Origin of the sequence: Bacillus cereus group sp. N8 (genome assembly GCF_016483685.1) — a bacterium.
Classification (GTDB): Bacteria; Bacillota; Bacilli; order Bacillales; family Bacillaceae_G; genus Bacillus_A; species Bacillus_A proteolyticus.
Genome location: NZ_JAEHBK010000004.1, coordinates 230,032 through 256,762, shown reverse-complemented (window position 1 = coordinate 256,762; position 26,731 = coordinate 230,032). Strand labels below are relative to the sequence as shown.

Below are 26,731 nucleotides of genomic sequence, written 5' to 3'. Positions count from 1 at the left end.
AGTTTAAGAAGGGGATGCTAATATGTCGACGCAAACTTCACGGGTTACATTGCCCGGAGAAATGTTACCAGCGTACAACGAAATATTGACACCTGAGGCGCTTAGCTTTTTAAAGGAACTACATGGGAATTTCAACGAACGCCGCATAGAACTTTTACAAAAGCGTGTGGAGAAACAAAAAAGAATTGATGCAGGGGAGTTTCCTACGTTTTTAGAAGAAACAAAGCATATACGTGAAGGTGATTGGACAATCGCTGAGCTTCCGAAAGATTTAGAGGATCGTCGTGTGGAGATTACTGGACCAGTAGATAGAAAGATGGTCATTAACGCTTTAAATTCAGGAGCACATCTTTTTATGGCAGACTTTGAAGATTCGAATGCACCAACTTGGAGAAATGCTGTTGAAGGCCAAATTAACTTGCGAGATGCGAGTAAGGGAACGATCTCACATAAAAATGAGAACGGAAAAGAATATCGGTTAAATAGTAAAACGGCTGTCTTAATCGTGCGTCCGAGAGGGTGGCATTTAGAGGAAAAACATATGCAAGTTGACGGCAAGAACATGTCTGGCAGCTTAGTAGATTTTGGTTTGTTCTTTTTCCATAATGCTAAGACGCTTTTAGCAAAAGGAAGTGGCCCATACTTTTACTTACCGAAAATGGAAAGTTACTTAGAGGCAAGATTATGGAATGACGTTTTCGTATTCGCTCAAAAGTATATCGGTATTCCGAACGGAACGATTAAAGCGACTGTATTAATAGAAACGATTCACGCTTCATTTGAAATGGATGAAATTTTGTATGAACTAAGAGATCATTCTGCTGGTTTAAACTGCGGGCGATGGGATTATATATTTAGTTTCTTAAAGAGTTTCCGAAATCATAATGAATTTTTACTTCCAGATAGAGCGCAAGTCACAATGACAGCGCCGTTTATGCGCGCGTATTCTTTGAAAGTTATTCAAACGTGTCATCGCCGTAATGCGCCAGCAATCGGAGGGATGGCAGCGCAAATCCCAATTAAGAATGATCCAGAAGCAAATGAGGCAGCTTTTGAGAAAGTGCGTGCTGATAAGGAGCGCGAAGCTTTAGATGGACATGACGGGACTTGGGTTGCCCACCCGGGACTTGTACCGGTTGCAATGGAAGTATTTAATCACATAATGAAAACGCCAAATCAAATTTTTAGAAAGCGTGAAGAAATAAGTGTAACAGAAAAGGATTTATTAGAAGTACCGATGGGAACGATTACAGAAAGTGGTCTTCGCACGAATATTAACGTCGGTATTCAATATATTGCATCTTGGTTAAGCGGGAGAGGAGCAGCTCCAATTTATAACTTAATGGAAGATGCGGCAACAGCGGAAATATCAAGAGCACAAGTATGGCAGTGGATTCGCCATGAGGGTGGAAAGCTAAGTGATGGCCGTAATATTACTTTTAAATTGATGGAAGAATTGAAAGAAGAAGAACTAGCAAAAATAGAAAGAGAGATTGGTAAGGAAGCATTTAAGAAGGGGAGATTTGAAGAAGCTACAAAACTGTTTACAAACCTTGTTCGTAATAATGAGTTCGTGCCGTTTTTAACATTACCGGGTTATGAAATTTTATAAGAAACAAGAAAAGGGGATGGAACATATGAAAAACGAAAGAATTGATAAATTGCAAGAAAGCTGGGAGTTAGATACACGCTGGAAAGGGATCACACGTCCATACTCAGCTGAAGATGTAATTCGTCTGCGCGGATCGATTGATATTGAACATACGTTGGCGCGCTGCGGTGCAGAGAAGCTTTGGAAATCACTTCATACAGAAGATTATATTAATGCACTTGGCGCATTAACAGGAAACCAAGCGATGCAACAAGTGAAGGCTGGATTAAAAGCAATTTATTTAAGCGGTTGGCAAGTAGCGGCAGATGCGAATCTTTCTGGACATATGTATCCTGATCAAAGCTTATACCCAGCGAACAGTGTACCAGCTGTTGTAAAGCGAATTAACCAAACACTTCAACGTGCTGATCAAATTCAGCACATGGAAGGAAATGGTGATACGGATTATTTCGTCCCAATTGTGGCGGATGCTGAAGCTGGCTTTGGTGGACAGTTAAACGTATTTGAGCTAATGAAAGGGATGATTGAGGCTGGTGCATCTGGTGTGCACTTCGAAGACCAATTATCTTCAGAGAAAAAATGCGGGCATTTAGGCGGAAAAGTATTATTACCGACGCAAACAGCGGTGCGTAATTTAATTTCGGCACGTCTTGCTGCGGATGTAATGGGTGTACCAACAATTATCGTCGCAAGAACAGATGCAGATGCGGCAGATTTAATTACGAGCGATATCGATCCAGTTGATCAAGAGTTTATTACAGGTGAAAGAACACCAGAAGGGTTTTATCGTACGAAAGCAGGTCTTGATCAAGCAATTGCACGTGGTTTAGCGTATGCGCCGTATGCAGATCTCGTTTGGTGTGAAACGTCGGAGCCAAGTTTAGAAGATGCAAAACGCTTTGCAGACGCAATTCATAAGAAATATCCAGGGAAGCTACTCGCTTACAATTGTTCGCCTTCATTTAACTGGAAACAAAAATTAGATGAAAAAACGATTGCAAGCTTCCAAAAAGAAATTGCATCGTACGGTTATAAATTCCAGTTCGTAACGCTTGCTGGATTCCATTCATTAAATTACGGCATGTTTGAATTAGCGCGTGGTTACAAAGAGCGCGGCATGGCTGCGTACTCTGAATTACAACAAGCAGAGTTCGCAGCAGAAAAATTTGGTTACTCTGCAACGCGCCATCAACGCGAAGTAGGAACAGGATACTTTGATGAAGTAGCACAAGTGATTACGGGCGGTACTTCATCAACGACTGCTCTAAAAGGATCCACAGAAGAAGAACAGTTTACGAAATAAAGATAGAAGTAGGTGCCTGTTATAGGTACCTACTTTTACTTAAAATATCCAATTTAATATAGTAAATATACCAATAATAGCAGTAAAAAGAAGGAATGCGAATAATGCTAGACAGCCCCATGTAAATAGTTTGTCTTTCCATGTTTCTTCATAATCATCAATTAGTTCCTCTATCACTTTTTTCTGCAATGGCTGTACGGGACATTCGGTGTGTAGTCCTGTAATAATGTTACGATCTCCTTTGAATTTTAAAGCACGTACAATATGATAAGGGTCGTTTCCCATCGATTTTTCAAATTGTAGACATGCCGCGTGCATAACATCTGTTTTCTCTTTTTCAAGATACCAATACCGTCCAGCCATTTCTGGGTATTGTAATGTAAAGTAAATATCACCGAGTTTTTTTCTAAGTTCTAATTCATTCGGATAAGTAGCGATTAATCCGTGTAATCTATCTCTTGCTTTTCCAAGGTTGTTATTTTTAAGATCTGTTTTAATTCTCTCTAATGTTTTTTCAGGTATTATTTCTGCCATATACACCTCCTTATTAGAATAGGTGTGTTTATATTTTATAAGAAATAATAAAATTTAGAAATTTTATTATTAAAAAGGATTGTACATTCTATTTTAAGTATGTTATGATAATACCAGTTGAATAATTAAATTAAGCAATCCATATATTATCAAGTGCCGAAAACAAACGGGGAAAAGTATGTGAGAACTAGTTTATGTTTCGAATTTGATAATGTGTGGATTCTTTTTTTATACATGAAGACTAAATAATAAAATGTATTTTCTTAGGAGGAAATAATTATGACAGTTACAGGACAAGTAAAATGGTTTAACAACGAAAAAGGCTTCGGTTTCATCGAAGTTCCAGGCGAAAACGATGTATTCGTACATTTCTCTGCAATCGAAACTGAAGGTTTCAAATCTTTAGAAGAAGGTCAAAAAGTTAGCTTCGAAATCGAAGAAGGCAACCGTGGACCTCAAGCTAAAAACGTAATCAAACTATAATTTTATAGTTCATTATGGAAAAAAGGATGGCTTATGCCATCCTTTTTTGTTGTTGAGATATATGATATTATATTAGTTATAAAGACTGCCTAAAAAGTACGATTGAAGAGATAAAGGCGTACGCGGAAACTTATGAAAATGATAAAATGGAACTTTAATCAGTGGGGGTTCATCCCCCACTGATTATTAGCCCTCACCAATAGGGTGTTAATGCGGGATAAAGTGATGTTAATTGATTTGAAAAAATCTTATTCTCATGTTTTAGATGAAGAACGATATACAATCACATTACAAATTGAAAGAGATACAGAAAATCTCGGAAGAAAATATGAATATGAAGAAGAGTAAAAGGCTTTCCAAAAAAGGAAGGCCTTTTACTCTTCTTTTCCAACTTTTTTCTTTGCTCGTTTCTTGTATTCTGGGCATTTTGATTTACGAAAAGGCTTTGCAAAGAGCAGTAGAATGAAAAATAAAGCGAATATAATACTAGCTGAGTTTTTCACAATAACAATGTTGTTATTTTTTATATGAATCGTTGGTTGGCTCTCTTTTTCTTCCATAATGGACCTCCATATATTGGATTTATATTTCAATTATAGCAAAGTTGATTGTTGTAATGATGTGAAAAGAGGAAGCGATTATAAATATTTATAGATGGTATAAATAATTTTTGTACAGGTTCAAATCATTCTATTGCTATATGATTAATTTTAAATTTAATAAATGTTTGATAAATGATAAAGTATTGTAAAAAAGGGAAATCTGTAAAGCGTTTCCTTTTCATAGGTGCTAAAATTGTACATGCAGCTGCTACCATAAATAGAAAAAGGAGATAGTAGAATATGGAAAGTAAAGTAGAACGTTATGTTGAAAATTATGTTGTAAGTAAAAATACGATGGCCTTACTTCCTGTTGTTCTAGGAGAAAAGAAAGTGGTTACGCGAATTGTTGAAATGGAAGATTCTTTTTTCGTATTTCAAAAACCTCTCGATATTATAGAGAGAAGTTGCCGGAAACATGGTTCTAGTTTTTTTGGAAGAAAAGAAGGAACGAAGGAGTTAACTAGTATTACACATAAAGCTCCTATCGCAATTAGCCCGACAGATCAACTTTATTTTTTCCCTACGTATTCTTATTCTCGAAAAGAGTGTGCGTGGTTGTCTCATTTTCATATTGAAAATAATAAAGAATTAAAAGATGGAAATCTTATTATTAGATTTATAAATGGTTTCGCTGTCAAATTAGAAATATCCAAAAGCAGCTTTGAAAATCAGCAAAATCGTACAGCAAAATTACGGACAGAGTATGAAGACCGGAAGAAAAAACAAGGAAATCCTTCTTTTAAAGAGATTGATAAAAGTGAAGAATCTAAATTAACGCCAGCCTATGAGAAAGTGTATTTTGTGAGGGAAGGCGAAGTGTGAGAGGAAAAGGATGGGGGACTCATCCTTTTTTGATTTCATTATATATACCGTTACGCTGTAAGATTCATAAATAAAACGAGAAAAATTTGCGGATTTTTTGTTCTTTAATAGCTTGAGAAGGTGTAAAATTACAATATAAGGGTAATTTTACTACATATATTTATCGCGATGTTAATATGCATCATTTAACATTTGCGGCATACATGATATTTCTTACCTTATTGTATAAAAAAAGGAGATGGTATGTTGAAAAGGACTATGTTATTTTGGGCGCAATATATTCTTGTTTTGCCTATATTATTTCTTACCTTTATGTTTACTGGTTTCGTTGGTAGTCAGTTAATGATAGGTGCTGATAAACAACATTTTATTTTTACGCCTCAAAATGCAACAGAATATAGTCAAATTAGTGAAATTGATAAATTACTATTTTCTTTTTCAATTCAGCCAGTTGTCACCATAGTATTTCTTCTATCGATCGTGTACGTACTGACACTTATTGTCTTTCAAATTATTGAATGTAAGAAGAAAAGAAAGATATTACATAGTTTGCAATATATGATTCTTATACCAATTTTTATTTACTTGTGGTTAGGAATAATACAATTTTCCGCAGTTAGTTTAACTTGGATAGATAATTGGAAAGATTACCTTATATTCACTCCTAGTACGATAACTGATGAGCAAGATATATATACGATTGATAAGTTTTTATACAAATTTCGAAGGTTACCTATTCCGAGTACAGTATTAATACTATCTTTCTTATATTTATTAATACTTGTCGTGATTGATAGTATACGCTTACTAAAAAAGTTTCTTATAAGAACTAGTCATTAGAAAAGGGTAATTGTTTGAAGGTACACCAATTATTTGCCATTACTTATTTCCATACAGGTAGAAATAACCTTACGCGTAGTAAGGGGATTTTTTTGAAACTATAGATTGACACTTTCTGTAGTTTCTTCTTTTTTATAATCTGTGCGTGGTGTCCAAATTATTCTCATGTCTTGTCGAATATTGAAAGATTATCATAGCATAATAATGAAGGAATTCTAGAGGAAGATATGGAAACTTAATAATTACATCTCCATATGTCATATCTACCATTTCCTCTTTCATATAAGCGATGATACAGTAGAGGTAGTAATTAGAGTAAAGGGGTAAAGTGTAGAATGGATTTTCAGACAATCAAAGAATATTTTTCACCAGAAAATATGGATCACATTGTTGAAAGTTATAAAGCGTTCGGGCCGCTTCTTGGTATTGGTTTACCGATGATAGAGGCGCTTATTCCAGCATTGCCTCTCATTGTGTTTGTACTGGCGAATGCTGTTGCATTTGGTTTTTGGTTCGGTTTTCTTTATTCTTGGCTTGGATCAGTAATTGGTGCAATGCTTGTATTTTTCATCATTCGTAGCTTTGGAAGGACGCGTTTCTTTTCTTTTGTAAATAAACATGAGAGAGTGCGAAAGGCGATGGGATGGATTGAAAGAAAAGGGTTTGCGCCAATCTTCGTCATATTCTGTTTTCCTTTCACACCATCTGCGCTTATAAACGTTGTAGCTGGTTTGTCTCGCATTAGCGTAAAACAATTTGGACTAGCGTTAGCATTCGGAAAGCTTGTTATGATCTTTATTTTAACGTATATCGGTCATGATTTAATGTCGTTTATTCATAAACCGGTAAAATCGGTTATTGTTGGCGTTGGTATTTTTATTTTATGGTATGTCGGTAAGAAAATTGAAGTAAAGTTAGAACTACATTAGGAAAAGTCTTCTTTGTAAAGATAAGCTTCATTATTAAAGGGCGAGGGGAGAAGCGAATGAAGAAAACTTTGAAAAAAGAAGGGCTAGAGTGGATAAGAACAATTTTAATTGGTGTACTATTAGCTGTATTTTTTCGAACGTTTTTCTTTTCAACGTACGTTGTAGAGGGGAAGTCAATGATGCCGACATTGCAAGATGGCAATATGCTCGTTGTAAATAAGGTGAGTTATCAAGTAGGGGACTTGAACAGGTTTGATGTCGTCGTTTTTCATGCGAATAAAAAAGAGGACTACGTAAAGCGAATTATCGGTTTACCTGGGGATCATATTGAATATAAGCAGGATAAACTATATATAAACGGACAATTTGTGGATGAACCTTATTTAGAGGCGTATAAGAAAGAGATAAATGGACGACAACTAACAGGTGATTTTAAATTAGAAGAATTAACGAAAGAAAAGTTTGTACCACCCGGGTCTATTTTTGTAGTTGGTGACAACCGCCTCGGTAGCTGGGATAGTAGGCATTTCGGTTTTGTAAAAGCTGATACAGTTGTCGGTAAAGTTGACCTGCGATATTGGCCGATTCGAGAGGTGCAAACGAATTTTTCAAAAGGTTGATATAATTATTTGAAGTACGAAAAAGGCAAACAATTATGTTTGTCTTTTTTATTTTATATTTTTTTAATCTATTGATAATGAGAATGTTTAGATGGTATCACGACCAATGATAAAAATAATTTTTATATCGTTATATAATTGGTAATAATAATTTCTAAAATTTTTATGTTTAATCTTTTTAATATAATGTAGAATTACTTCGGAATTATTTTCAATAAAATGGTAATTCGTAATTAGCGAGTAAGATACTTTTTATGAATTGATGATTACTAGATACAATTATTTTTTTTATTGTATTATAATTTTAGGGACCGTATATTAAGCTAGGGAGTGGGGATGTTTGAATATTGAGTCTCTTAAGTTATCGAGCAAAGAAGTATATGTATTAACGGATATATTTGATCATGAAACAATGATTGGAATTGGGAATCCATTTGAAAACTGGTTAGACGAAGAAATAGATAAAGAATTAGATATAATGTAGGATCACTGGAGGGAAAAAGAATTACTCATAATAAAAGAAGACGAAGTATTTTGTGAACAACAACTTGTAGAATATTTTAGTATTTGTCTAACTACAGGTTTTGTTATTGAAGTACAGATAAATAAAAACGACATTACAGAAAAGAACGTCTTTTATTTTACTGATAAAAAAGTTATACATAACAGAATAACAGATGTTAACGGTGAAAAACAATGTATATTTAGAGAGTGTGGAATACCTGAGGTAGCATGGCAATTTATATATCAAGCGTTGCAGTCTAAAAATACTTGTTCACGTTCGAATTATACATTTAAACTTCCTTGCGCCGTATATGAAAAAGATTTTTTAAATCAATCAGAAAAGTATTTATCGGAATTATTAGGATATTATGCGGATGATGATGATGTTAAAAAATTAGTGAATATTATATGTGACCGTGAAGAGTTAACTACAGTTAAAACTCATTATTATATAAAGGATACATGGTATACCGATAGTATTCAGTATATGTATAGTCAAAATCAATATTGGCTTATCCAAAAAATACTAGACAGTGGAGAGAAGCAAACGAATGTTATTTGTCTAGATATCTTTGCAATTATTGAAGAAATCAAAAAAATGGTTCTGTACCTTAAATCAATAGGTGGTGAATCAAAATGAGTAAAGAAATTAAAGTTACTCCTGCCCTTTTAAGGGAGTTAGCTTCTAATATAGAGCGTGCAGCTCATGAATTATTTGAAACACATAAACGTTTGAATCAGCAATTAATGGATTTACCCTTTCAAGTATCTGGAAGAGATGCTGTATTGAATCAGGCTTTATATGCAGGTTCAATGTTAGAGCGTGTAACGAATGATTTAAAAACTCATAGTAAATCATTAAGAAATATTGCTGATCGTTTTGAGAAAACTGATCAACAAGAAGTTTCATTAGGAGATTGGAAAATAGATAGTGTTGATTTATTAAGTCCTTTTGGGGGAGGCATTGATGAATGGAAAGAAAACCCCATGGGAGCCGGGTTAACAGCATTTGGAACCTTTAAAGATGGTCAAGAGGCATACCAAATTGCTCAAAGGCATAACCAAGGTTTTCGCGCGACACCATATACAAATAATCAGGGAAAACCTATGGTGCGATTTGAGAACCGTACACTTATTAAAGGAAAAGATGGTAATAACATTATTAGAAGAACAAAGCTGCCATTAGAGGAAGCTAAAACAATTGATGAAGTAAAACGTTATGTTTTAAAACCAGGTGCATTATTAAAAGAATCATTATCGTTAAAAAATAACGCATTAGGATATATAAGTACCGGTTTAGATGTCTTTAAAGATACGAAAGAAAATTTGGAAAGTAATGCGAGCGATAGCAAAATTGTAGGAGACATTGTTGGTGATGTAGCGGTTGGAGTAGGTTCTACTGCTGCTAGTACTTGGGCGGGTGCTGCAGTCGGTACAGCAATTGGAGGACCCATTGGAACTGTGATTGGGGCTGGTGTAGGTTTTACTGCTTCTGTAGTATCTAGCATAATAACGGATGGAATTAAGTTCGATAAAGGGGATTGGAATAATGATGGTGAAAAAGACTCTATAAAAGACCGGATTAAATCTGGAATAGGCTCTGCTTTAGATGAAATCTTTTAATTTTCTATGAGGTGCATAATGGATAAATATAATTTTAAAAATATAGATGATGGCATACGAATATTACTACCATTTGATATAAGAAATATTGTCGGATCCTTTGTATGGTTTATTATGAATTTTTTGTTATTGATTATAATTTTTGTATTTCCACCAATATATAATGTGTATTTTTACTTGGCGCTTCCATTTTTTATAGTATGTAACTTGTGGGGAATTTGGATTTTTATTAACAAACCTAAGCAGCCTCAATTGCAACATTTACTATATTCTGGATTTGTTGGAACTAGCATTTCATTTTGTAGTTTTATAGGTGTTCAAAAAATAGCTTACGAGTTAATAGGATTGGAATCACCTTTATTTTTTATTTTATCATTTATAGTATATTGTTTGGTTGTTTATAAATCCGGACAATTGTGGATTAAATATTTTACAGCTCGTTTAATGGGTATAAATGATCAGAAGGTGAAATTTTCAAAAGTCGGTGTTTTTTCAGGTGTAGGCTACATTGTTGGTCAAATCAGTATAGGAATTTTAAGTCAAGATTCTCTAGCGATTTTGCTAATTATCTTACTGTCATTTTTCTCGATTATTTTCTTGTTTGCGAGTGTCCATGTGTACTTTTATTTTGATTTTAAAAAACATCTTATCATTACAGGGCATTCAAAAATGAAACAGGTTCAACAAAAATCTAATCTTACAAGAAAGGAAAGGAGAAGGAAATGAATTCACATCTTCTACCTATAGGCTCTATCGTAATCTTAAAAGAAGGAACCAAGAAACTCATGATTTATGGACGTAAACAACAAGTAGAAACAGATAAAGTGAAAAAATTTGACTATATGGGATGTTTTTACCCAGAGGGCTATATTAGTCCTGATTTTACTTATTTATTTAACCATGACGATATTCAAGAAGTTGTATCAAGTGGATATAAAGATGAGGAAGAAAGAGCTTTTCAACAAAATATATTGTCTAAAGTGGAGTAAGAAATATTACATGGAAAAAGCTGCTTATATGAGCAGCTTTTTCTATGTAATTAAATACTTTAGTGGTTGTATTTTTATGTTTTGAGAGGGGGTATCGTCATTATACATGTTTGTCTTTTTTCGTGTACTATAATACAATTATAGTAGCAAACTAACGTTCGTTATGTAAGTGAAAGGTGGGGTTACATGTCACTTCGATTTGTGATTGGTAGAGCGGGAAGTGGAAAAAGTACACTTTGTTTACGCGAAGTGCAAGAAGAGTTAAAACAGCGCCCGAGAGGGAAAACAATATTATATCTTGTGCCAGAACAGATGACATTCCAGACGCAGCAGGCGTTAATTGGAAGTGAGGATGTAAGAGGTTCTATTCGGGCACAAGTTTTTAGTTTTTCACGATTAGCGTGGAAGGTACTGCAAGAAGTTGGCGGAGCGAGTCGTCTTCATATTGATGAAGCTGGTGTACATATGTTACTCCGTAAAATTGTAGAGTCTCGTAAAGATGGGTTATCGGTGTTCCAAAAAGCAGCGGAGCAAAACGGTTTCTTTGAACATCTTGGTAGTATGATTGCAGAGTTTAAACGTTACAATGTGACGCCATCTAACGTATATGAAATGTGGCAACAACTAGACGCGCATAGTAGCAGTGCAGAGCAAAAATTGCTAGCGAATAAAGTGTATGACTTACAGCTATTATATGATGATTTTGAACGTGCCTTAATCGGAAAATATTTAGATTCAGAAGACTACCTACAATTGCTAGTGGAAAAGCTTCCGCAGTCTGAATATGTAAATGGTGCGGAAATTTATATAGATGGATTTCATTCATTTTCTCCGCAAGAGCTTGAAATTTTAAGGCAGCTTATGGTTTGTGGAGCGAGAGTTACGATCACGTTAACGATAGATGAAAAAACGTTAGCACAGCCAGTAAACGAACTAGATTTATTTTTTGAAACGACGTTAACATATGAAAAAATAATACAAGTAGCGCGTGAAGAGAAAATAGAAATTGAAAAAACAATTCCACTTATGGAACAGCCGCGTTTTCATTCTCCGGCATTAGCTCATTTAGAAGCTCATTATGAAGCGCGTCCGAATGAAAAATTTAACGGTGAAGCGAGTGTAACAATCAGTACAGCAGCTAATTTACGAGCTGAAGTAGAAGGTGTAGCTCGTGAAATTCGTAAGCTTGTCGCAGATGAAGACTATCGTTACCGAGATATCGCAGTCCTCCTTCGTAACGGAGAAAGTTATTACGATGTAATGCGAACGTTATTTACGGATTATAATATCCCGCATTTCATCGATGAAAAACGCCCGATGTCACATCATCCGTTAGTAGAATGCATTCGTTCAGCTTTAGAGATTATTAGCGGAAATTGGCGTTATGATGCCGTGTTCCGCTGCGTGAAAACAGAGCTTTTATATCCATTAGGTGTAAGGAAAGAAACGATGCGAGAAGAAATGGATGAGTTTGAAAACTACTGTTTAGCGTACGGTGTACAAGGGAAGCGATGGACTTCAGAGGATCCGTGGATGTATCGCCGTTATCGTTCTCTTGACGAGACAAACGGAATGATCACAGATAGTGAACGTGAAATGGAAGAGAAAATAAACAGGCTGCGTGATGTTGTAAGAACGCCTGTTATTCGTATGCAAAAAAGACTGAAGCGTGCGGGAACAGTTATGCAAATGTGCGAGGCAGTTTACTTATTTTTAGAAGAACTTGACGTTCCGAAGAAGTTAGAAGAGTTACGTATACGAGCAGAAGAAAGTGGAGATTTCTTATTTGCGACAGACCATGAACAAGTATGGGAAGAAGTAATGAGTCTTCTTGATACGTTCGTAGAGATGCTTGGTGAGGAGAAAATGTCACTATCCATGTTTACAGACGTTATGTCCACAGGTCTTGAGGCACTTCAATTCGCGAACATTCCGCCGTCATTAGATCAAGTATTAGTTGCTAATATTGATCACTCCCGGTTATCAAATGTGAAAGCGACGTTCATTATCGGCATAAATGAAGGCGTCATTCCGGCAGCACCGATGGATGAAGGGATGCTTTCTGATGAGGAAAGAGAAGTTCTTGGCGCTGCGGGTATTGAACTCGCGCCAACGACGAGACAAACTTTATTAGAAGAACAGTTCGTTATGTACCAAATGGTAACGAGAGCGACTGAGAAATTATATATTTCATGCCCGCTTGCAGATGAAGAAGGAAAGACGTTACTTGCGTCTAGCTTTATTAAGAAAATAAAAAGAATGTTCCCTGATGTGAAAGAATCATTTATTACAAATGACGTAAATGACTTATCACGTTCGGAACAAATTTCATACGTAGCAACGCCAGAAGTGACATTGTCTTATGTCATGCAGCAGCTGCAAACATGGAAACGATACGGATTTGAAGGACAATTAGACTTTTGGTGGGATGTATATAACTTCTACGTAACTTCAGATGAATGGAAGCAAAAAAGTAGCCGCGTGTTATCAAGTTTATTTTACCGAAATCGTGCGCAGAAACTAAGTACGGCTGTAAGTAGAGATTTATATGGAGATACAATTAAGGGAAGTGTCTCTCGTATGGAACTATTTAATCGTTGTGCGTACGCTCATTTCGCACAGCACGGTTTATCACTAAGAGAGCGTGATATTTTCAAACTTGATGCACCAGATATCGGTGAACTATTCCATGCAGCGCTAAAGAGAATTGCAGACAGGTTATTACGTGAAAACCGTACTTGGGCAGATTTATCAATAAAAGAGTGTGAGCATCTTTCTACTTTAGTAATAGAAGAAATCGCACCGTTATTACAAAGACAAATTTTATTAAGTTCAAACCGTCATTTCTATTTAAAACAAAAACTACAACAAATCATATTCCGTACGTCACTCATTCTTCGTGAACATGCGAAGTCTAGCGGTTTTGTACCAGTTGATTTAGAAGTACCGTTTGGTATGGGCGGGACTGGATCTCTTCCGCCAATGGAATTTGCGTTGCCAAATGGTGTGAAGATGGAAGTAGTGGGCCGTATTGACCGTGTTGATAAGGCGGAAGATGAGAGTGGTACGTTCCTTCGTATTATTGACTATAAATCAAGTTCGAAAGCGTTAGATTTAACAGAAGTGTATTACGGACTAGCGCTTCAAATGTTAACGTATTTGGATGTTGTTACTTCAAATGCACATACGTGGATGAAAAAGGGCGGCACTGCATCACCGGCGGGTGTATTGTACTTCCATATTCATAACCCGATTGTTGAGATGAAAGGCGATGCATCTGAAGAAGAAATTGAGAAAGAAATTTTAAAGAAATTTAAAATGAAAGGGCTCGTACTAGGAGATGCTGACGTTGTTCGTTTAATGGATAATAAACTTTCAACAGGAAGCTCTGATATTATTTCTGCTGGTCTGAAAAAAGATGGTAGTTTTAGTGCGCGTTCTAGCATTGCAAGTGAACAAGAGTTTAACGTACTTCAAAAATATGTACACCACTCATTTGAAAATATCGGAAAAGACATCACAGAAGGTGTTATCGATATTGCTCCTTACAAAAAGGGGAATAAAGCGGCTTGTACGTTCTGTAACTTTAAATCAGTTTGTCAGTTTGATGAATCACTTGAAGATAATCAATTCCGTACGTTAAAAGATATGAAAGATAGCGAAGCAATGGAGAAAATTAGAGAGGAGGTTGGCGGAGAATGATAGAAAATTGGCCTGAAAAACCAGAAGGTAGTCAATGGACAGATGACCAGTGGAAAGCGGTTGTAGCGAACGGACGTGATATTTTAGTCGCAGCAGCAGCTGGATCAGGGAAAACAGCAGTATTAGTTGAACGGATTATTAAAAAGATTATAAGTGAGGAAAATCCAGTCGATGTCGACCGCCTGCTCGTTGTAACATTTACGAATGCAGCAGCGCAAGAGATGAAAAACAGAATTGGGGAAGCGTTAGAAAAAGTATTAATTGATGGACCAGGATCGCAGCATATAAGAAAGCAGCTCAGCTTATTAAATAAAGCCTCCATTTCTACCATTCATTCATTTTGTTTACAAGTGATTAGAGGATATTACTACATGCTTGATGTCGATCCTCGTTTCCGTATTGCGAATCAAACAGAAAATGAATTGTTAAAAGAAGAAGTGTTAGACGACATATTAGAAGAAGAGTATGGAATCGAAGATAATAGTATTTTCTTTGAACTCGTTGATCGTTATACGAGCGATCGTAGTGACGATGACTTACAACGAATGATTTTAGCGCTTCATACAGAATCAAGAGCGCATCCAAACCCGGAAAAATGGCTTGATAAATTAGTAGAAGCATACGACGTTGAAGGGAAGACGATTGAAGATTTAGTGTACGCTTCTTACTTATTAGAAGATGTGAAATTCCAGCTTGAAACAGCGGAAGAGCATATTCGTAAAGCAACTGAACTCGCAATGCTTCCTGATGGTCCAGCGCCTCGCGTTGAAACCCTGCAAGCGGATTTAGCTTTACTTGGAATGTTATCCTCAGCAGCTCGTGGATCGTGGACAAGCGTTTATGAAGCAATGCAAAATGTATCGTGGCAAACGTTAAAGCGTATTAAGAAAAGTGATTACAACGAAGATGTTGTAAAACAAGTAGACTCTCTTCGTAATAAAGCGAAAGATGAAGTGAAGAAATTACAAGAAGAGCTATTTAGCCGCAGACCAGAAAGTTTCTTACGAGATTTTCAGGATATGCATCCTGTATTAGAAAAACTCGTTCAGCTCGTAAAAGTATTTACAGAGCGTTTCCAAGCGATGAAGCGAGATAAAGGAATGGTCGATTTCACAGATTTAGAGCATTTCTGTTTACAAATTTTAAGTGAGCAAAGTGAAGACGGTGAAATGAAGCCGTCAGCAGTAGCACTTCAATATCGTAATAAATTTGCTGAAGTACTAGTTGATGAATATCAAGATACGAACTTCGTACAGGAATCAATTATTAAATTCGTAACGAAAGATTCTGAGAGTGAAGGAAACTTGTTCATGGTTGGTGACGTAAAACAGTCAATCTATCGTTTCCGACTAGCAGAACCAGGACTGTTTTTAGGGAAATACAAACGATTCACACAAGAAGGATCGGGCGGCGGAATGAAGATTGACTTAGCGAAAAACTTCCGTAGCCGTCATGAAGTGCTAGCTGGTACGAACTTTATCTTCAAACAAATTATGGGCGAAGAAGTCGGAGAAATCGATTATGATGCTGATGCTGAATTAAAGCTAGGTGCTAGCTATCCAGAAGGTGAAGATGTAGCGGCTGAGCTATTATGTATTCAGCAAACGGAAGAAGAAGTAATAGACGGAGAAGAAGGTGCCGAAGTCGAAAAAGCACAGCTTGAAGCTCGTCTTATGGCGCAGCGTATTAAAGCAATGGTCGATTCAGGTTATGAAGTGTATGATCGTAAAACTGATAGTATGCGCCAAGTACAATACCGTGATTTCGTTATTTTACTTCGCTCCATGCCGTGGGCGCCGCAAATTATGGAAGAGTTAAAACTACAAGGAATTCCAGTATATGCTGACCTTGCGACTGGTTATTTTGAAGCGACAGAAGTAAATATTATGATGAACGTATTCCGCGTTATTGATAATCCGATGCAAGATATTCCACTTGCAGCTGTACTTCGTTCACCCATTGTTGGACTAAATGACGAAGAACTTGCGACGCTTCGTTCTCACGGGAAAAAAGGGTCATTTTATGAAGTAATGAGCTCATTCTTAAAAGGAGCACCGCTTGAAGAAGAACAAGAACTACATGATAAATTAGAGTGGTTTTATAACTTACTGCAAGGGTGGCGTGAATTCGCGCGTCAACAGTCTCTTTCTGATTTAATTTGGAAAGTGTACGGTGAGACAGGTTATTACGATTTCGTTGGCGGTTTGCCAGCAGGAAAGCAAAGACAAGCAAACTTACGCGTACTATATGACCGCGCGAGGCAATATGAAGCAACATCGTTTAGAGGATTATTCCGCTTCTTACGCTTTATTGAGCGTATTTTAGAACGCGGTGATGATATGGGAACGGCGAGAGCTCTTGGAGAACAAGAAGACGTAGTTCGCATTATGACGATTCATAAAAGTAAAGGGCTAGAGTTCCCAGTCGTATTTGTAGCTGGACTTGGTCGCCGTTTTAATACCCAAGATTTAATGAAACGCTTCCTACTTCATAAAGATTTTGGTTTCGGTTCACAATTTATCGATCCGCGTAAGCGAATTAAATATACGACATTATCGCAACTAGCGATTAAGCGTAAAATGAAAATGGAATTAATTGCGGAAGAAATGCGCGTATTATACGTAGCGTTAACGCGTGCAAAAGAGAAGTTAATTTTGATCGGAACAGTTAAGGATGCAAATAAAGAAATGGAAAAATGGCTTGATGCAAGGGAGCATAGTGAATGGTTATTACCAGACCATATACGTGCCGGAGCATCATGTTATTTAGACTGGATTGCACCTTCATTATATAGACATCGTGATAGTGAAATGCTACTTGAATTAGGACAAGGAAATATTCCAGGTGACATTTATGGATATGACACTAGCTGGAAAGTAGAAGTTGTTGACGGCAACACGTTACTTGCGCCAGAACCAGTTCAAGAAGAGAAACAAGAATTGTTAGAAGCGCTTCGTGAGAAAAAAGCCGTTCCGTTAGAGAGTGAAAGAAAAGATGAAGTGTACGACAGATTAACGTGGAAGTACGGATATGAGGATGCAACATCTCACCGTGCGAAGCAATCTGTTACAGAAATAAAGAGAAACTATCAATCAGAAGATGGCAGCGATAATGCCTTTATTAAAAAACTACGTGCACCAATTAAAACACGCCCTCGTTTTATGGAGAAAAAAGGATTAACATACGCAGAGCGCGGAACAGCAGTCCATGCTGTTATGCAACATGTAGATTTGAAGAAACCGATTACGATTGAAGCTCTTCAAGAACAAATTGCTGGAATGGTAAATAAGGAATTATTAACATTCGAGCAAGCTGAAGAAATAGCAATTGAAAAAGTGATTTCATTCTTTGAAAGTGACCTAGGTAAAAGGGTATTAGCAGCAAAAAGTGTTGAGCGTGAAGTACCATTTACGATGATGCTTGCAGCAGAAGAAGCATATCAAGATTGGCAAGGGAAGAAAGGCGAATCAATACTTGTCCAAGGGGTTATCGACTGCATGATCGAAGAGGAAGACGGAATTACTTTAATCGACTTTAAAACAGATACCATTGAAGGAAAGTTTCCAGGCGGATTTGATCAAGCGAAACCAATTTTAGAAGACCGATACAAAGTACAGCTTTCACTATATGCAAAAGCACTCGAGAAAAGCTTAAAACATGCTGTGAAAGAGAAGTGTTTATACTTCTTTGATGGGAATCATGTTGTGAATATTGAGGAATAGAGAGCAGAAAGGGGCTATAAAAAATGGCAACGTTAAGAACTTGTGAACAGGGACACGAGTACTATAAAAGTAGCGATTGTCCAACTTGCCCAACCTGTGAGAAAGAGAGAAAGCCAAAAGAAGGTTTTCTCTCTCTTCTTTCAGCACCAGCAAGAAGGGCGTTAGAGCACCACGGGATAACGACTGTAGAAGAACTTTCAAAGTATAGTGAAAAAGAAATTTTGAAATTGCACGGTATGGGACCGGCATCTTTACCTAAATTGAGAGCGGCTTTAGAAGATAAGGGATTATCATTTAAATAAAGAAAAACTAATCATTAGAGAGGAGTAGCATCTTAACTAATGATTAGCGTATCCCGCTATTTGTGGGCAGTAAAATCCCCACTGATTAAAGTTTCACTTTATATAATCGGTATTAATTAGCTGGATAAACGCATATAACGAAATCTCATTTTGAAAATCTTAAATCGATGGACAAAACGCTTTAACAGATGAATTTATGAAGTGTAGAGAACTTGATAAAGAATATAAGTGAATTGATTATAATATTAAGAAAGGAAGTGCAATACTATGGATTTCGAAACAGTAATGCAAGAGCTTGAAACTCTCGGCAAGGAACGGACTAAAAAAATATACATATCCAATGGTGCAAAGGAGCCACTTTTTGGCGTAGCTACAGGTGTTATGAAACCAATCGCAAAGAAAATAAAAATTAATCAAAGTTTAGCTGAAGAGCTTTATGCCACAGGTAACTATGATGCGATGTACTTTGCAGGCATTATCGCAGACCCAAAAACTATGAATGAATCGGATTTTGATCGTTGGATGGATGGAGCGTACTTTTATATGCTGTCCGATTATGTGGTGGCAGTAACTTTATCAGAATCAAATTTTGCACAAGACGTGGCTGATAAATGGATTGCAAGTGGTGACGAACTAAGAATGTCAGCGGGTTGGAGTTGCTACTGCTGGCTTTTAGGGAATCGAAAAGACCATGAATTTTCCGAAGGTAAGATTGTCAATATGCTAGAAGTTGTAAAAAATACAATTCATGATGCGCCAGAACGTACGAAATCCGCTATGAATAATTTTCTAAGCACCGTGGGGATTTCATATGTGCCGCTACATGAAAAGGCAGTTGAAACTGCAAAGGAAGTAGGCATAGTGGAGCTAAAACGGGACAACAAGAAAAGCAGTTTTCTAAATGCTTACGAAAGTATTCATAAAGAACTTGATCGAGGAAGACTCGGATTCAAACGTAAATATGTAAGATGTTAAAAATTAGGATTCTGAAATTCTGTAAAATATTCAACTTTTGTATAAATACATCTATTCCTTTATTCTAGAAAAGGACGCTATTTTTTGAATAAAACTTAGATTTTTAAATGACTTTATTGCTATAAATTTAACCCCGTCCTAAATTTAGAGCGGGGTTGTGCTTGTTTGAGCTTTTAAAATATAATAAATTTATTTTCATTTTATAAAGAGAGTAAATATCATAAGATATATATCTGTGTGGAAATAAACAATTGAAGGGGAATGTGAATGGATCCCATTAAAGAGAAATTAGATTTATTACGTAATGAAATAAAAGATATGGGTGGTATAATCGATCTAGATTGGTGCGATAGATTGTTATACCCTTATTATAAACACTTTAATGATAGTAAATTGAGATATCGATCAGGTTCATTGTTAGCATTTTGGGGAATTCTCCTAGAGTGGGAAGATGGAAGTGGGTTTCCATTTTATACAGGCACTCAGGAGTATGATTGTCATCATTTTGATATGTATTTAAAGGGATTTCTAAAGTACGCTCCTAAGATTGAGAGGCAATTTCCGAATATTTATCTTGTTATTGTTGGATCACTGATGGAGTTGGATGAAAGAGAAAGATGGGAAAGTGAATTTCCTAACATATGTAAGGAGTTATTCGATGCTGTTAGGGAGGAACTGTTCCATACTGATGTTACACAGATAAATGATGAGACATATCAAAATGCATATAAAGAAGGAAGAATGCTATATTAAAAGAATATAAGCTTGAATTAAAATTATCTTTAATAGAAGAAACAGCCCTAGCTCTACACAATATAGAGCTAAGGCTGTTCCTTTTTTACGCTGTTCCGATTTGATCTTGGTCTGCAACGTCCGAATCGAATGTATTTGTTGCACTAACGCCGCTAAAAGTATTAACGACAAATCCGACATTGGAAGCCCCAGATCCGTTATAAGCTTTCGTATTTTCTTTCGGAGACACGTTATAAAAATCTCCTAAGTTGAAAGAGCCGTTACTGTTTTGAACGACAAGATTTCCTACAACCGAAGGCATACCATCCACCTACTTTACTAAGCTTTTTAATTACTATATGAATTATTTATTGGAAGGTTCATCAGTAATGTATTGGCGGATTTGCATAATACGAGAGTTATTAAAAGCATAATCAACATTTCCAATTTGAAAGCAACCAGAATTTAAAAGTGTCCGCAAGTGAACATCATTTACTTCAATAAAAGGGCACTCATTTACAATATTCATTCTTACATCTGTGGTTCGCTTTGGAATAGTAATGTGTTCATCTGTGAAAATTTCAAAAGCATCTAAGCGACCTTCTCCTTTTAAATAACAAGGAATTTCCCGATGAACCAAAAGCGCCCTGCTTTTTAATTCCATTTGATTTGCATCACCAACTTGAAATACTGCAGCAATCCCCAAAGAAATAATAGAAACATTTTGGACAACTGAAACATGATGTAACATAATTTTGAGTCTCCTCAACCTGGAGTCGTAGGGACAGCTGTTACTAATGGTACAAATGGTCCCTCTGTAACGGATTCGAATGGCGTATCAAGAATAGAAGAAAGGATGAGAAGGTTTGCATCTCCAATTAAAAATAATGCGGAAGAAGAAACCCCGTTCATTTTAATCTGGCCTACTTTTAACTCGCGGTTCACAACATTTAAATTCATACACACTTACTCCTTTCGGAAATTGCCTGGTATGTGTTGAATAAAGGAAAGGAAGGCTTTGTCAATATCTTGTTTCATCGCTTGAATAATGACGTCCCGTAAATAATCGGGATCTGTGGAAATACCCTCATATGATTGAACTTGTGATAAATAATACGGAAGTCTATGTTCCATCTGTTTTTTTATGTCATCCACCATCATTTGTCGATACATCTCATCAAGCGGCGTTCTCTCTTCTTGTTCAAAATGGAGAATTCGACTATATGCTTCTTCATCTAAATAGCGATGCATTTCCTGAAGGATACCTTGATAAAAGTCTGGATTTATTTCTGTTTCAGGGTTTACTTTTAATGTTTCTGTGTCCACTTGAAAATTTTCAATTTGTTGCCCTTTTGTTGAAAATGGATTCAAGCCAATATTTAAAGTGCCGTTTAAATTTTCTACTTTTAATTGATCGAATTTATATTCCACTTTTCCTATAGAAGAGGAGGGACGACTTTTTAACTCATTAAGCTCTTCTTGTAGTAGGCGAACTTGTTCTTCAAGATTTAGAATAGTTTGCTGCTGTATTTGAAGAGCTTGCTGAAGTTGGTTTAGGTAGGTGTATATATCTTGATTCATTTTGTGAAACCTCCTTTTCAATAGGGAGGGTATATTACTGCTATATATTTATGATAATGGTGGTCTAAGAAGAACTAGTTGAAGGCTTAATGGAAATAATTTGTCCTTTCGCACTTAAAGGGCGAAGAGGTTCTGTAAATCCGCCAGTATTTGAAAATTTAGAAAGAGCCTTAATACTACCTGCAGTTCCAATTTGAAAAACGGAAGAGGTCGTAATGCTATCGATTTTAATGCTGTTAATAATGATACTTTGGTTCACATAAAAATTCAAAGCAATCGCCCCCTTTAGTTCGAACCAATTATTGCTTGATCGATTACATCTGAATCATTGACAGTCGTTGAACTTTGATAATTGTAGACAGAGACGTTATCCCCAACATTAAAGGAGCCGGCCCCAGCAAAAGCGCGTGAATAACTAATAGGCCTAATCGCAAATACATCTCCAATATGAAAAATACCACTTGATCCAATATTAACGATACGAATATGTCCGACCATAGCTGGCATACAAAACACCTTTCATTTTTAAAATTTTCTTTTCTACTATTGTATGGGCGTTTTCAATAAAATGTGTATTTTTTTGAAATAAAAGAAACACATACGTTATTGCGTATGTGTTTCGAACATTTGAGTGTGTGTGCAATCTGTGTGTATATGCCAAATAACATTTAAGAGCCTGTCCAGTTCTTGGCTACAATCCACTGTTTTTTGAGAAGTCATTCCGTAGCGTTCAGCAAAATAGATCATTTTTTCGCGTTTTTTTTCGATAGCTTGCTCAAACATTGAAATCGGCTCCATCTCTCAATAAATTTTATGTATATATTTAGTACATATTATACAAAAATCACATAAAAAAGAAACATCTTCGCTAAAAAAAGTATAATTTCTACATTTTATGTCAAATGACGGATGTGGAACAAATATAAGGATGGTTGAATATTGTAAAAATTAGCGTGCATAAGAAGGTTTTTTTCTTAAAGATGCGAATACAATTAAAGGGTATGAGTTTTAGGATGGAGAGTGGAAATATTGCGTTTTGTAACGGCGAAGAAAGAAGAAAAGGTATTTGTAGGTATTGTGGATGAAGAGGAAGATAGAGTCTTACATTTAAGAGAAGCGCAAAGACAAAAAGGGGAAAAGGTTACGATCCCGATTACTATGTTAGAGTGTATTGAAAGAGGAAGTGAATGCCTTGAGAAGGTGTACGATATTGTAAATTGGGCGAAGGAAAATGCGGGAGCGGCGTATTATCCGTTAGCAGAAGTGAAAATATTAGCACCGATTCCAAGGCCGAGAAAAAATATTCTTTGTGTTGGAAAGAACTATCGTGAGCATGCGGTAGAAATGGGCGGAGTAGAGTCTATCCCTGAAAATATAATGATCTTTACAAAAGCGCCAACAACAGTGATCGGAATTGATGAGCAAATTAACGGTCACCCTCATGCAACAAATGAACTGGACTATGAAGGGGAACTAGCAATCGTTATTGGTAAGCGAGGGAAACAAATAAAAATAGAAAAAGCTCTTGATCATGTTTTTGGATATACAGTTATAAACGATGTAACTGCTCGGGATATTCAAAGGAAACATAAACAATTTTTCCTAGGGAAAAGTTTCGATACATTTTGTCCGATGGGACCGTATTTAACTCATAAATCAATGGTTAGAACGCCGAATGAATTACACATTGAAACGGTGGTAAATGGAGAAGTAAGGCAAACTTCAAATACGAGAGAAATGATTTTTTCAGTAGAAGAAATTATTTCAATTATAAGTAAAGGTATGACATTAGAACCAGGAGATATCATTGCAACAGGGACACCAGCTGGTGTTGGTAAAGGTTTTACACCACCGAAGTTTTTGCACGCTGGTGATGAAGTTGTTATTAAAGTAGAGGGAATTGGTACGCTTAGAAATATTGTGAAATGAAAAAAGAGCTATCTTGTGAAAAGGTAGCTCTTTCCTATGGTTGCGGATTAACAGAGTAATCTATAATAACGAAAATATACAATCCGATTAATGCTAAAGTACAAATTCCAATTAGCATAGCTGCAAGTGCGCTTCTCTCACGGCCAAAACCGATAATTGTAAGGAAAACAGCAGTCCAAAATGATGTTTTAAGTAGTGTGAATGTATTAGGAGTTGAATAATGACTGAGTAACGTTGTAAATAATATGAAGCCGATGAATGTCATAGAAATAAAAATTGTAGCTAAATAGTTAATGTGTTTACCGTATTTCAACAGCATACAGTTGCCTCCTTTTAAAGAAAACAGAATATTCAATTTTATTTTACGATACATTACTAAAAAAAGAAAGGGGTTGTCCTATATTTTAGGACAACCCCACTATTATTAAGATAATACAGCTTTAATTTTTTGGAACGCCCACTCTAAATCTTCTTCAGAGATTACTAGAGGTGGTGCAATACGAATTACATTTTCGTGTGTTTCTTTACATAATAGACCAGCTGCTTTTAGTTGTTCACAGTAAGGACGAGCTGGCTCGTTTAATTCGATACCGATGAATAAACCTTTACCACGAATATCAGTAATCATTGGGTTATCAATTTCTTTTAATTGCCCAACTAATTTTTCTCCCAATTGAAGAGAACGCTCTGTTAATTTTTCTTCTTCTAATACTTCAAGAGCTGCGATAGAAACAGCACATGCAAGTGGGTTACCACCGAATGTAGAACCGTGAGAACCTGGCTCGAATACGCCTAAAATGTCGCTATTTGCTGCAACACAAGAGATTGGGAATACGCCGCCGCCAAGTGCTTTACCAAGTATGTACATGTCAGGAGTTACATTGTCCCAGTCGCAAGCAAATACTTTACCAGTACGGCCTAAGCCTGTTTGGATTTCATCTGCTACGAATAAAACGTTTTCTTTTTTACATACTTCAAAAGCTTCTTTTAAGAAACCAGCTGGTGGAATGTTAATTCCTGCTTCACCTTGGATTGGCTCTAAAATGAATGCAGCTGTATTTGGTGTAATCGCAGCTTTTAACGCTTCTAAATCACCGTAAGGAATTACAATAATGCCAGGAAGCATCGGACCGAAGCCACGCTTGTACTCTTCGTTTGATGACATAGAAACAGCACCCATTGTTCGTCCGTGGAAGTTATCTTCACAAACGATGATTTCTGCACGGTTTGCCTCTACCTTTTTCACATCGTAAGCCCAGCGACGAGCTGTTTTAATTGCAGTTTCAACAGCTTCTGCACCTGTATTCATAGGAAGTACCATATTTTTATTTGTTAGTTTCGCAACTTTTTCGTACCAAGGACCTAATTGATCGCTATGGAAAGCACGAGAAGTTAACGTAACTCGATTAGCTTGGTCAATTAAAGCGTTAATGATTTTTGGATGACGATGACCTTGGTTTACTGCAGAATATGCACTTAATAAGTCCATATAGCGGTTTCCTTCAGGATCTTCTACCCAAACGCCTTCTGCTTTAGAAATAACGATTGGAAGTGGGTGATAGTTATTTGCTCCGTATGTGTCTGTAAGTTCGATAATATCCTTAGTTTGAATCATGATTGTTCCCCCTTTTGTTATTACAAGAAGTTTGTAAATACTCTAAATATTATAGCATTTAAATGTAAAAAAGCGAAACATTTCCTGAAAATAAATGGACATGTTATCATATAGAGTGAAAAAGTGTGAAAAAGAGGAGGCAGGGATACGATGGTACATATGCATATTACAGCATGGGCGTTAGGATTAATTTTATTCTTCGTTGCGTATTCACTTTATTCAGCAGGAAGAAAAGGTAAAGGTGTACATATGGGGCTTCGCCTAATGTATATCATCATTATTGTGACAGGTTTCATGTTGTACATGAGTATTGTGAAGACGGCAACAGGTAGCATGCACATGTGGTACGGCATGAAAATGCTAGCTGGTATTTTAGTGATCGGCGGCATGGAAATGGTTCTTGTAAAAATGAGCAAAAACAAACCAACAGGGGCGGTTTGGGGCTTATTTATTGTTGCGCTAGTAGCAGTATTTTATCTTGGACTGAAATTACCGATTGGTTGGAAAGTATTTTAATTACAAATAAAACCACCTTATCTCTCGAATATTTGGGAGATAAGGTGGTTTTTATTTTATCCCGTAAACACCCGATTGGTGCGGGCTGATAATCAGTGGGGGATGCCCCTACTGATTAAAGTTTCACTTTATGTCGCATCGATATGCAATTCTTCTCCGTTTACTTTCGTAAAACGGAACATATTTTTATTGGAAGACGAGTGACGAACGAAATGGTGCTGCAGTGTACAGATCATCTCTTCGTTATCGAACAAAAGAATATTTACACCTTCGCATGCTTCCTCTTTCGGTAAGAAAGATAAATAATTATGACAATACATGCAATCATATAAAGAGTAATGAAGCGATTGTAATGCCTCAGTTAATAATGTAAAGACAGAGTCAGGTAACTCCTCAAGCCATTCCGTATAGCTAAGAAGTAATTTTTTTCGAATTCGTATCATTTCCCCATTTTGCAAATGGTGCTGTTCGTTGGCGATTTGTAATACATCTTGTTCATAGAAACGTGCTGGTAGCCAATTGTTGTTATACAAAAGTTCAAAGCCATCTTGGATAATATCTTCTAATAAAAATGCTTCATCATTTTCATCATCAAAGAATACCCACTCATTGTTTATATATTCTACATTACCGACTGTATGAGCGCGCGGCTGGTTATACAAAATATGTTTGCGTTGTACCATAGTTCATTTCTCCTTTTATAGAAATAGTTATTCTTGTTATGGACAGTTCGTACGTTCTTTATAACTAGACACACCTAAAGAGAGGTGGGCATACAATAAAACACGCTTTACAC

The 26,731-nt window shown here is 36.3% G+C and carries 30 protein-coding genes and 1 pseudogene; 19 read left to right on the top strand and 12 right to left on the bottom strand.

Translation table 11 applies throughout. From position 1 onward, the window contains the following. Positions 1–22 precede the first annotated feature (22 nt). The gene (gene aceB, locus JDS80_RS09740) at positions 23–1,612 is read left to right on the top strand and encodes a malate synthase A (protein WP_199638225.1); all 1,590 of its coding nucleotides are present in this window, start codon (positions 23–25) and stop codon (positions 1,610–1,612) included. Between the two features lie 25 nt (positions 1,613–1,637). Next, complete coding sequence (aceA, locus tag JDS80_RS09735) at positions 1,638–2,915, top strand: isocitrate lyase (RefSeq protein WP_071744595.1); 1,278 nt, start codon at positions 1,638–1,640, stop codon at positions 2,913–2,915. Between the two features lie 39 nt (positions 2,916–2,954). Here the strand turns inward: aceA and JDS80_RS09730 are convergent, their stop codons facing one another. Next, positions 2,955–3,449 (bottom strand): DUF6584 family protein, encoded by a 495-nt coding sequence (locus JDS80_RS09730; RefSeq protein ID WP_071744596.1) that lies wholly within the window; start codon positions 3,447–3,449, stop codon positions 2,955–2,957. A 279-nt stretch (positions 3,450–3,728) separates the two neighbouring features. Here JDS80_RS09730 and cspA point away from each other — a divergent pair, with 279 nt between their 5' ends. Both cspA and JDS80_RS32325 read left to right on the top strand, forming a co-directional pair. Next, positions 3,729–3,932, top strand: a complete 204-nt coding sequence (gene cspA / locus JDS80_RS09725) for an RNA chaperone/antiterminator CspA (protein WP_000218989.1) — start codon at positions 3,729–3,731, stop codon at positions 3,930–3,932. A gap of 225 nt (positions 3,933–4,157) precedes the next feature. After that, positions 4,158–4,280, top strand: coding sequence for a hypothetical protein (locus tag JDS80_RS32325; protein ID WP_412676973.1), 123 nt, complete (start codon positions 4,158–4,160; stop codon positions 4,278–4,280). 26 nt (positions 4,281–4,306) lie between these two features. Here the strand turns inward: JDS80_RS32325 and JDS80_RS09715 are convergent, their stop codons facing one another. Continuing rightward, positions 4,307–4,492 (bottom strand): hypothetical protein, encoded by a 186-nt coding sequence (locus JDS80_RS09715; RefSeq protein WP_199638223.1) that lies wholly within the window; start codon positions 4,490–4,492, stop codon positions 4,307–4,309. Between the two features lie 282 nt (positions 4,493–4,774). On the opposite strand from JDS80_RS09715, the gene JDS80_RS09710 reads away from it, so the two are divergent. From JDS80_RS09710 to JDS80_RS09650, 13 genes and pseudogenes are all read left to right on the top strand, one after another. Beyond that, positions 4,775–5,356 carry a competence protein ComK gene (locus JDS80_RS09710; RefSeq protein ID WP_071744598.1) on the top strand — a complete coding sequence of 194 codons (582 nt, stop codon included), beginning with the start codon at positions 4,775–4,777 and terminating at the stop codon, positions 5,354–5,356. 243 nt (positions 5,357–5,599) lie between these two features. Next, positions 5,600–6,196 (top strand): DUF4306 domain-containing protein, encoded by a 597-nt coding sequence (locus JDS80_RS09705; protein ID WP_071770341.1) that lies wholly within the window; start codon positions 5,600–5,602, stop codon positions 6,194–6,196. A 335-nt stretch (positions 6,197–6,531) separates the two neighbouring features. Next, positions 6,532–7,125 (top strand): TVP38/TMEM64 family protein, encoded by a 594-nt coding sequence (locus tag JDS80_RS09700; RefSeq protein ID WP_071744601.1) that lies wholly within the window; start codon positions 6,532–6,534, stop codon positions 7,123–7,125. 56 nt (positions 7,126–7,181) lie between these two features. Continuing rightward, positions 7,182–7,745 (top strand): signal peptidase I, encoded by a 564-nt coding sequence (gene lepB, locus JDS80_RS09695; protein ID WP_071744602.1) that lies wholly within the window; start codon positions 7,182–7,184, stop codon positions 7,743–7,745. A 340-nt stretch (positions 7,746–8,085) separates the two neighbouring features. Next, a pseudogene (locus tag JDS80_RS32105) lies at positions 8,086–8,889 on the top strand (hypothetical protein). Continuing rightward, a complete protein-coding gene (locus tag JDS80_RS09685) occupies positions 8,886–9,872 on the top strand; it encodes a WXG100 family type VII secretion target (protein ID WP_199638221.1) in 987 nt (328 codons plus the stop codon). Before JDS80_RS32105 ends, JDS80_RS09685 begins: the two are co-directional and overlap by 4 nt. An 18-nt stretch (positions 9,873–9,890) precedes the next feature. Next, positions 9,891–10,598, top strand: coding sequence for a hypothetical protein (locus JDS80_RS09680; RefSeq protein WP_199638219.1), 708 nt, complete (start codon positions 9,891–9,893; stop codon positions 10,596–10,598). Next, the gene (locus JDS80_RS09675; RefSeq protein ID WP_001084250.1) at positions 10,595–10,861 is read left to right on the top strand and encodes a DUF4176 domain-containing protein; all 267 of its coding nucleotides are present in this window, start codon (positions 10,595–10,597) and stop codon (positions 10,859–10,861) included. Before JDS80_RS09680 ends, JDS80_RS09675 begins: the two co-directional genes overlap by 4 nt. A gap of 186 nt (positions 10,862–11,047) precedes the next feature. After that, the gene (addB, locus tag JDS80_RS09670; RefSeq protein WP_199638217.1) at positions 11,048–14,563 is read left to right on the top strand and encodes a helicase-exonuclease AddAB subunit AddB; all 3,516 of its coding nucleotides are present in this window, start codon (positions 11,048–11,050) and stop codon (positions 14,561–14,563) included. Next, a complete protein-coding gene (gene addA / locus JDS80_RS09665) occupies positions 14,560–18,285 on the top strand; it encodes a helicase-exonuclease AddAB subunit AddA (protein ID WP_199638215.1) in 3,726 nt (1,241 codons plus the stop codon). Before addB ends, addA begins: the two co-directional genes overlap by 4 nt. Positions 18,286–18,308: 23 nt before the next feature. After that, on the top strand, positions 18,309–18,587 hold the full coding sequence (locus JDS80_RS09660; RefSeq protein WP_199638213.1) for an RNA polymerase alpha subunit C-terminal domain-containing protein: 279 nt from the start codon (positions 18,309–18,311) through the stop codon (positions 18,585–18,587). Between the two features lie 267 nt (positions 18,588–18,854). Next, positions 18,855–19,562 carry a DNA alkylation repair protein gene (locus tag JDS80_RS09655; protein ID WP_199638211.1) on the top strand — a complete coding sequence of 236 codons (708 nt, stop codon included), beginning with the start codon at positions 18,855–18,857 and terminating at the stop codon, positions 19,560–19,562. Between the two features lie 267 nt (positions 19,563–19,829). Continuing rightward, the gene (locus tag JDS80_RS09650; protein WP_199638209.1) at positions 19,830–20,315 is read left to right on the top strand and encodes a hypothetical protein; all 486 of its coding nucleotides are present in this window, start codon (positions 19,830–19,832) and stop codon (positions 20,313–20,315) included. 85 nt (positions 20,316–20,400) lie between these two features. Here JDS80_RS09650 and gerPF read toward each other — a convergent pair whose 3' ends face one another. The 7 genes from gerPF to JDS80_RS09615 all read right to left on the bottom strand — a co-directional run bounded on the left by gerPF (position 20,401) and on the right by JDS80_RS09615 (position 22,658). Next, positions 20,401–20,616 carry a spore germination protein GerPF gene (gene gerPF, locus JDS80_RS09645; protein ID WP_001141570.1) on the bottom strand — a complete coding sequence of 72 codons (216 nt, stop codon included), beginning with the start codon at positions 20,614–20,616 and terminating at the stop codon, positions 20,401–20,403. 42 nt (positions 20,617–20,658) lie between these two features. Next, positions 20,659–21,045, bottom strand: coding sequence for a spore germination protein GerPE (locus tag JDS80_RS09640; protein WP_044437740.1), 387 nt, complete (start codon positions 21,043–21,045; stop codon positions 20,659–20,661). Between the two features lie 14 nt (positions 21,046–21,059). Then, positions 21,060–21,254: a spore germination protein GerPD gene (gene gerPD / locus JDS80_RS09635; protein WP_016104152.1), complete on the bottom strand. Its 195-nt coding sequence runs from the start codon at positions 21,252–21,254 to the stop codon at positions 21,060–21,062. A 6-nt stretch (positions 21,255–21,260) separates the two neighbouring features. Continuing rightward, entirely contained in the window at positions 21,261–21,875 is a 615-nt protein-coding gene (gene gerPC / locus JDS80_RS09630; RefSeq protein WP_199638207.1) for a spore germination protein GerPC, read from the bottom strand. A gap of 64 nt (positions 21,876–21,939) precedes the next feature. Continuing rightward, positions 21,940–22,146, bottom strand: coding sequence for a spore germination protein GerPB (gene gerPB, locus JDS80_RS09625; RefSeq protein ID WP_002116962.1), 207 nt, complete (start codon positions 22,144–22,146; stop codon positions 21,940–21,942). 14 nt (positions 22,147–22,160) lie between these two features. After that, positions 22,161–22,382, bottom strand: a complete 222-nt coding sequence (gerPA, locus tag JDS80_RS09620) for a spore germination protein GerPA (RefSeq protein ID WP_001111190.1) — start codon at positions 22,380–22,382, stop codon at positions 22,161–22,163. A gap of 96 nt (positions 22,383–22,478) precedes the next feature. Further along, positions 22,479–22,658, bottom strand: a complete 180-nt coding sequence (locus JDS80_RS09615) for an aspartyl-phosphate phosphatase Spo0E family protein (protein WP_071744611.1) — start codon at positions 22,656–22,658, stop codon at positions 22,479–22,481. Positions 22,659–22,904: 246 nt separating this feature from the next. Here JDS80_RS09615 and JDS80_RS09610 point away from each other — a divergent pair, with 246 nt between their 5' ends. Then, positions 22,905–23,804 (top strand): fumarylacetoacetate hydrolase family protein, encoded by a 900-nt coding sequence (locus tag JDS80_RS09610; protein ID WP_199638205.1) that lies wholly within the window; start codon positions 22,905–22,907, stop codon positions 23,802–23,804. Positions 23,805–23,838: 34 nt separating this feature from the next. Here the strand turns inward: JDS80_RS09610 and JDS80_RS09605 are convergent, their stop codons facing one another. Next, positions 23,839–24,123: a hypothetical protein gene (locus JDS80_RS09605; protein ID WP_199638203.1), complete on the bottom strand. Its 285-nt coding sequence runs from the start codon at positions 24,121–24,123 to the stop codon at positions 23,839–23,841. 105 nt (positions 24,124–24,228) lie between these two features. Further along, the gene (gene rocD, locus JDS80_RS09600; protein ID WP_000616664.1) at positions 24,229–25,419 is read right to left on the bottom strand and encodes an ornithine aminotransferase; all 1,191 of its coding nucleotides are present in this window, start codon (positions 25,417–25,419) and stop codon (positions 24,229–24,231) included. 150 nt (positions 25,420–25,569) lie between these two features. Here rocD and JDS80_RS09595 point away from each other — a divergent pair, with 150 nt between their 5' ends. Continuing rightward, positions 25,570–25,935: a YisL family protein gene (locus JDS80_RS09595; protein WP_000233498.1), complete on the top strand. Its 366-nt coding sequence runs from the start codon at positions 25,570–25,572 to the stop codon at positions 25,933–25,935. A gap of 128 nt (positions 25,936–26,063) precedes the next feature. Here the strand turns inward: JDS80_RS09595 and JDS80_RS09590 are convergent, their stop codons facing one another. Further along, a complete protein-coding gene (locus JDS80_RS09590) occupies positions 26,064–26,618 on the bottom strand; it encodes a DUF2777 domain-containing protein (RefSeq protein ID WP_199638201.1) in 555 nt (184 codons plus the stop codon). Positions 26,619–26,731: the final 113 nt, after the last annotated feature.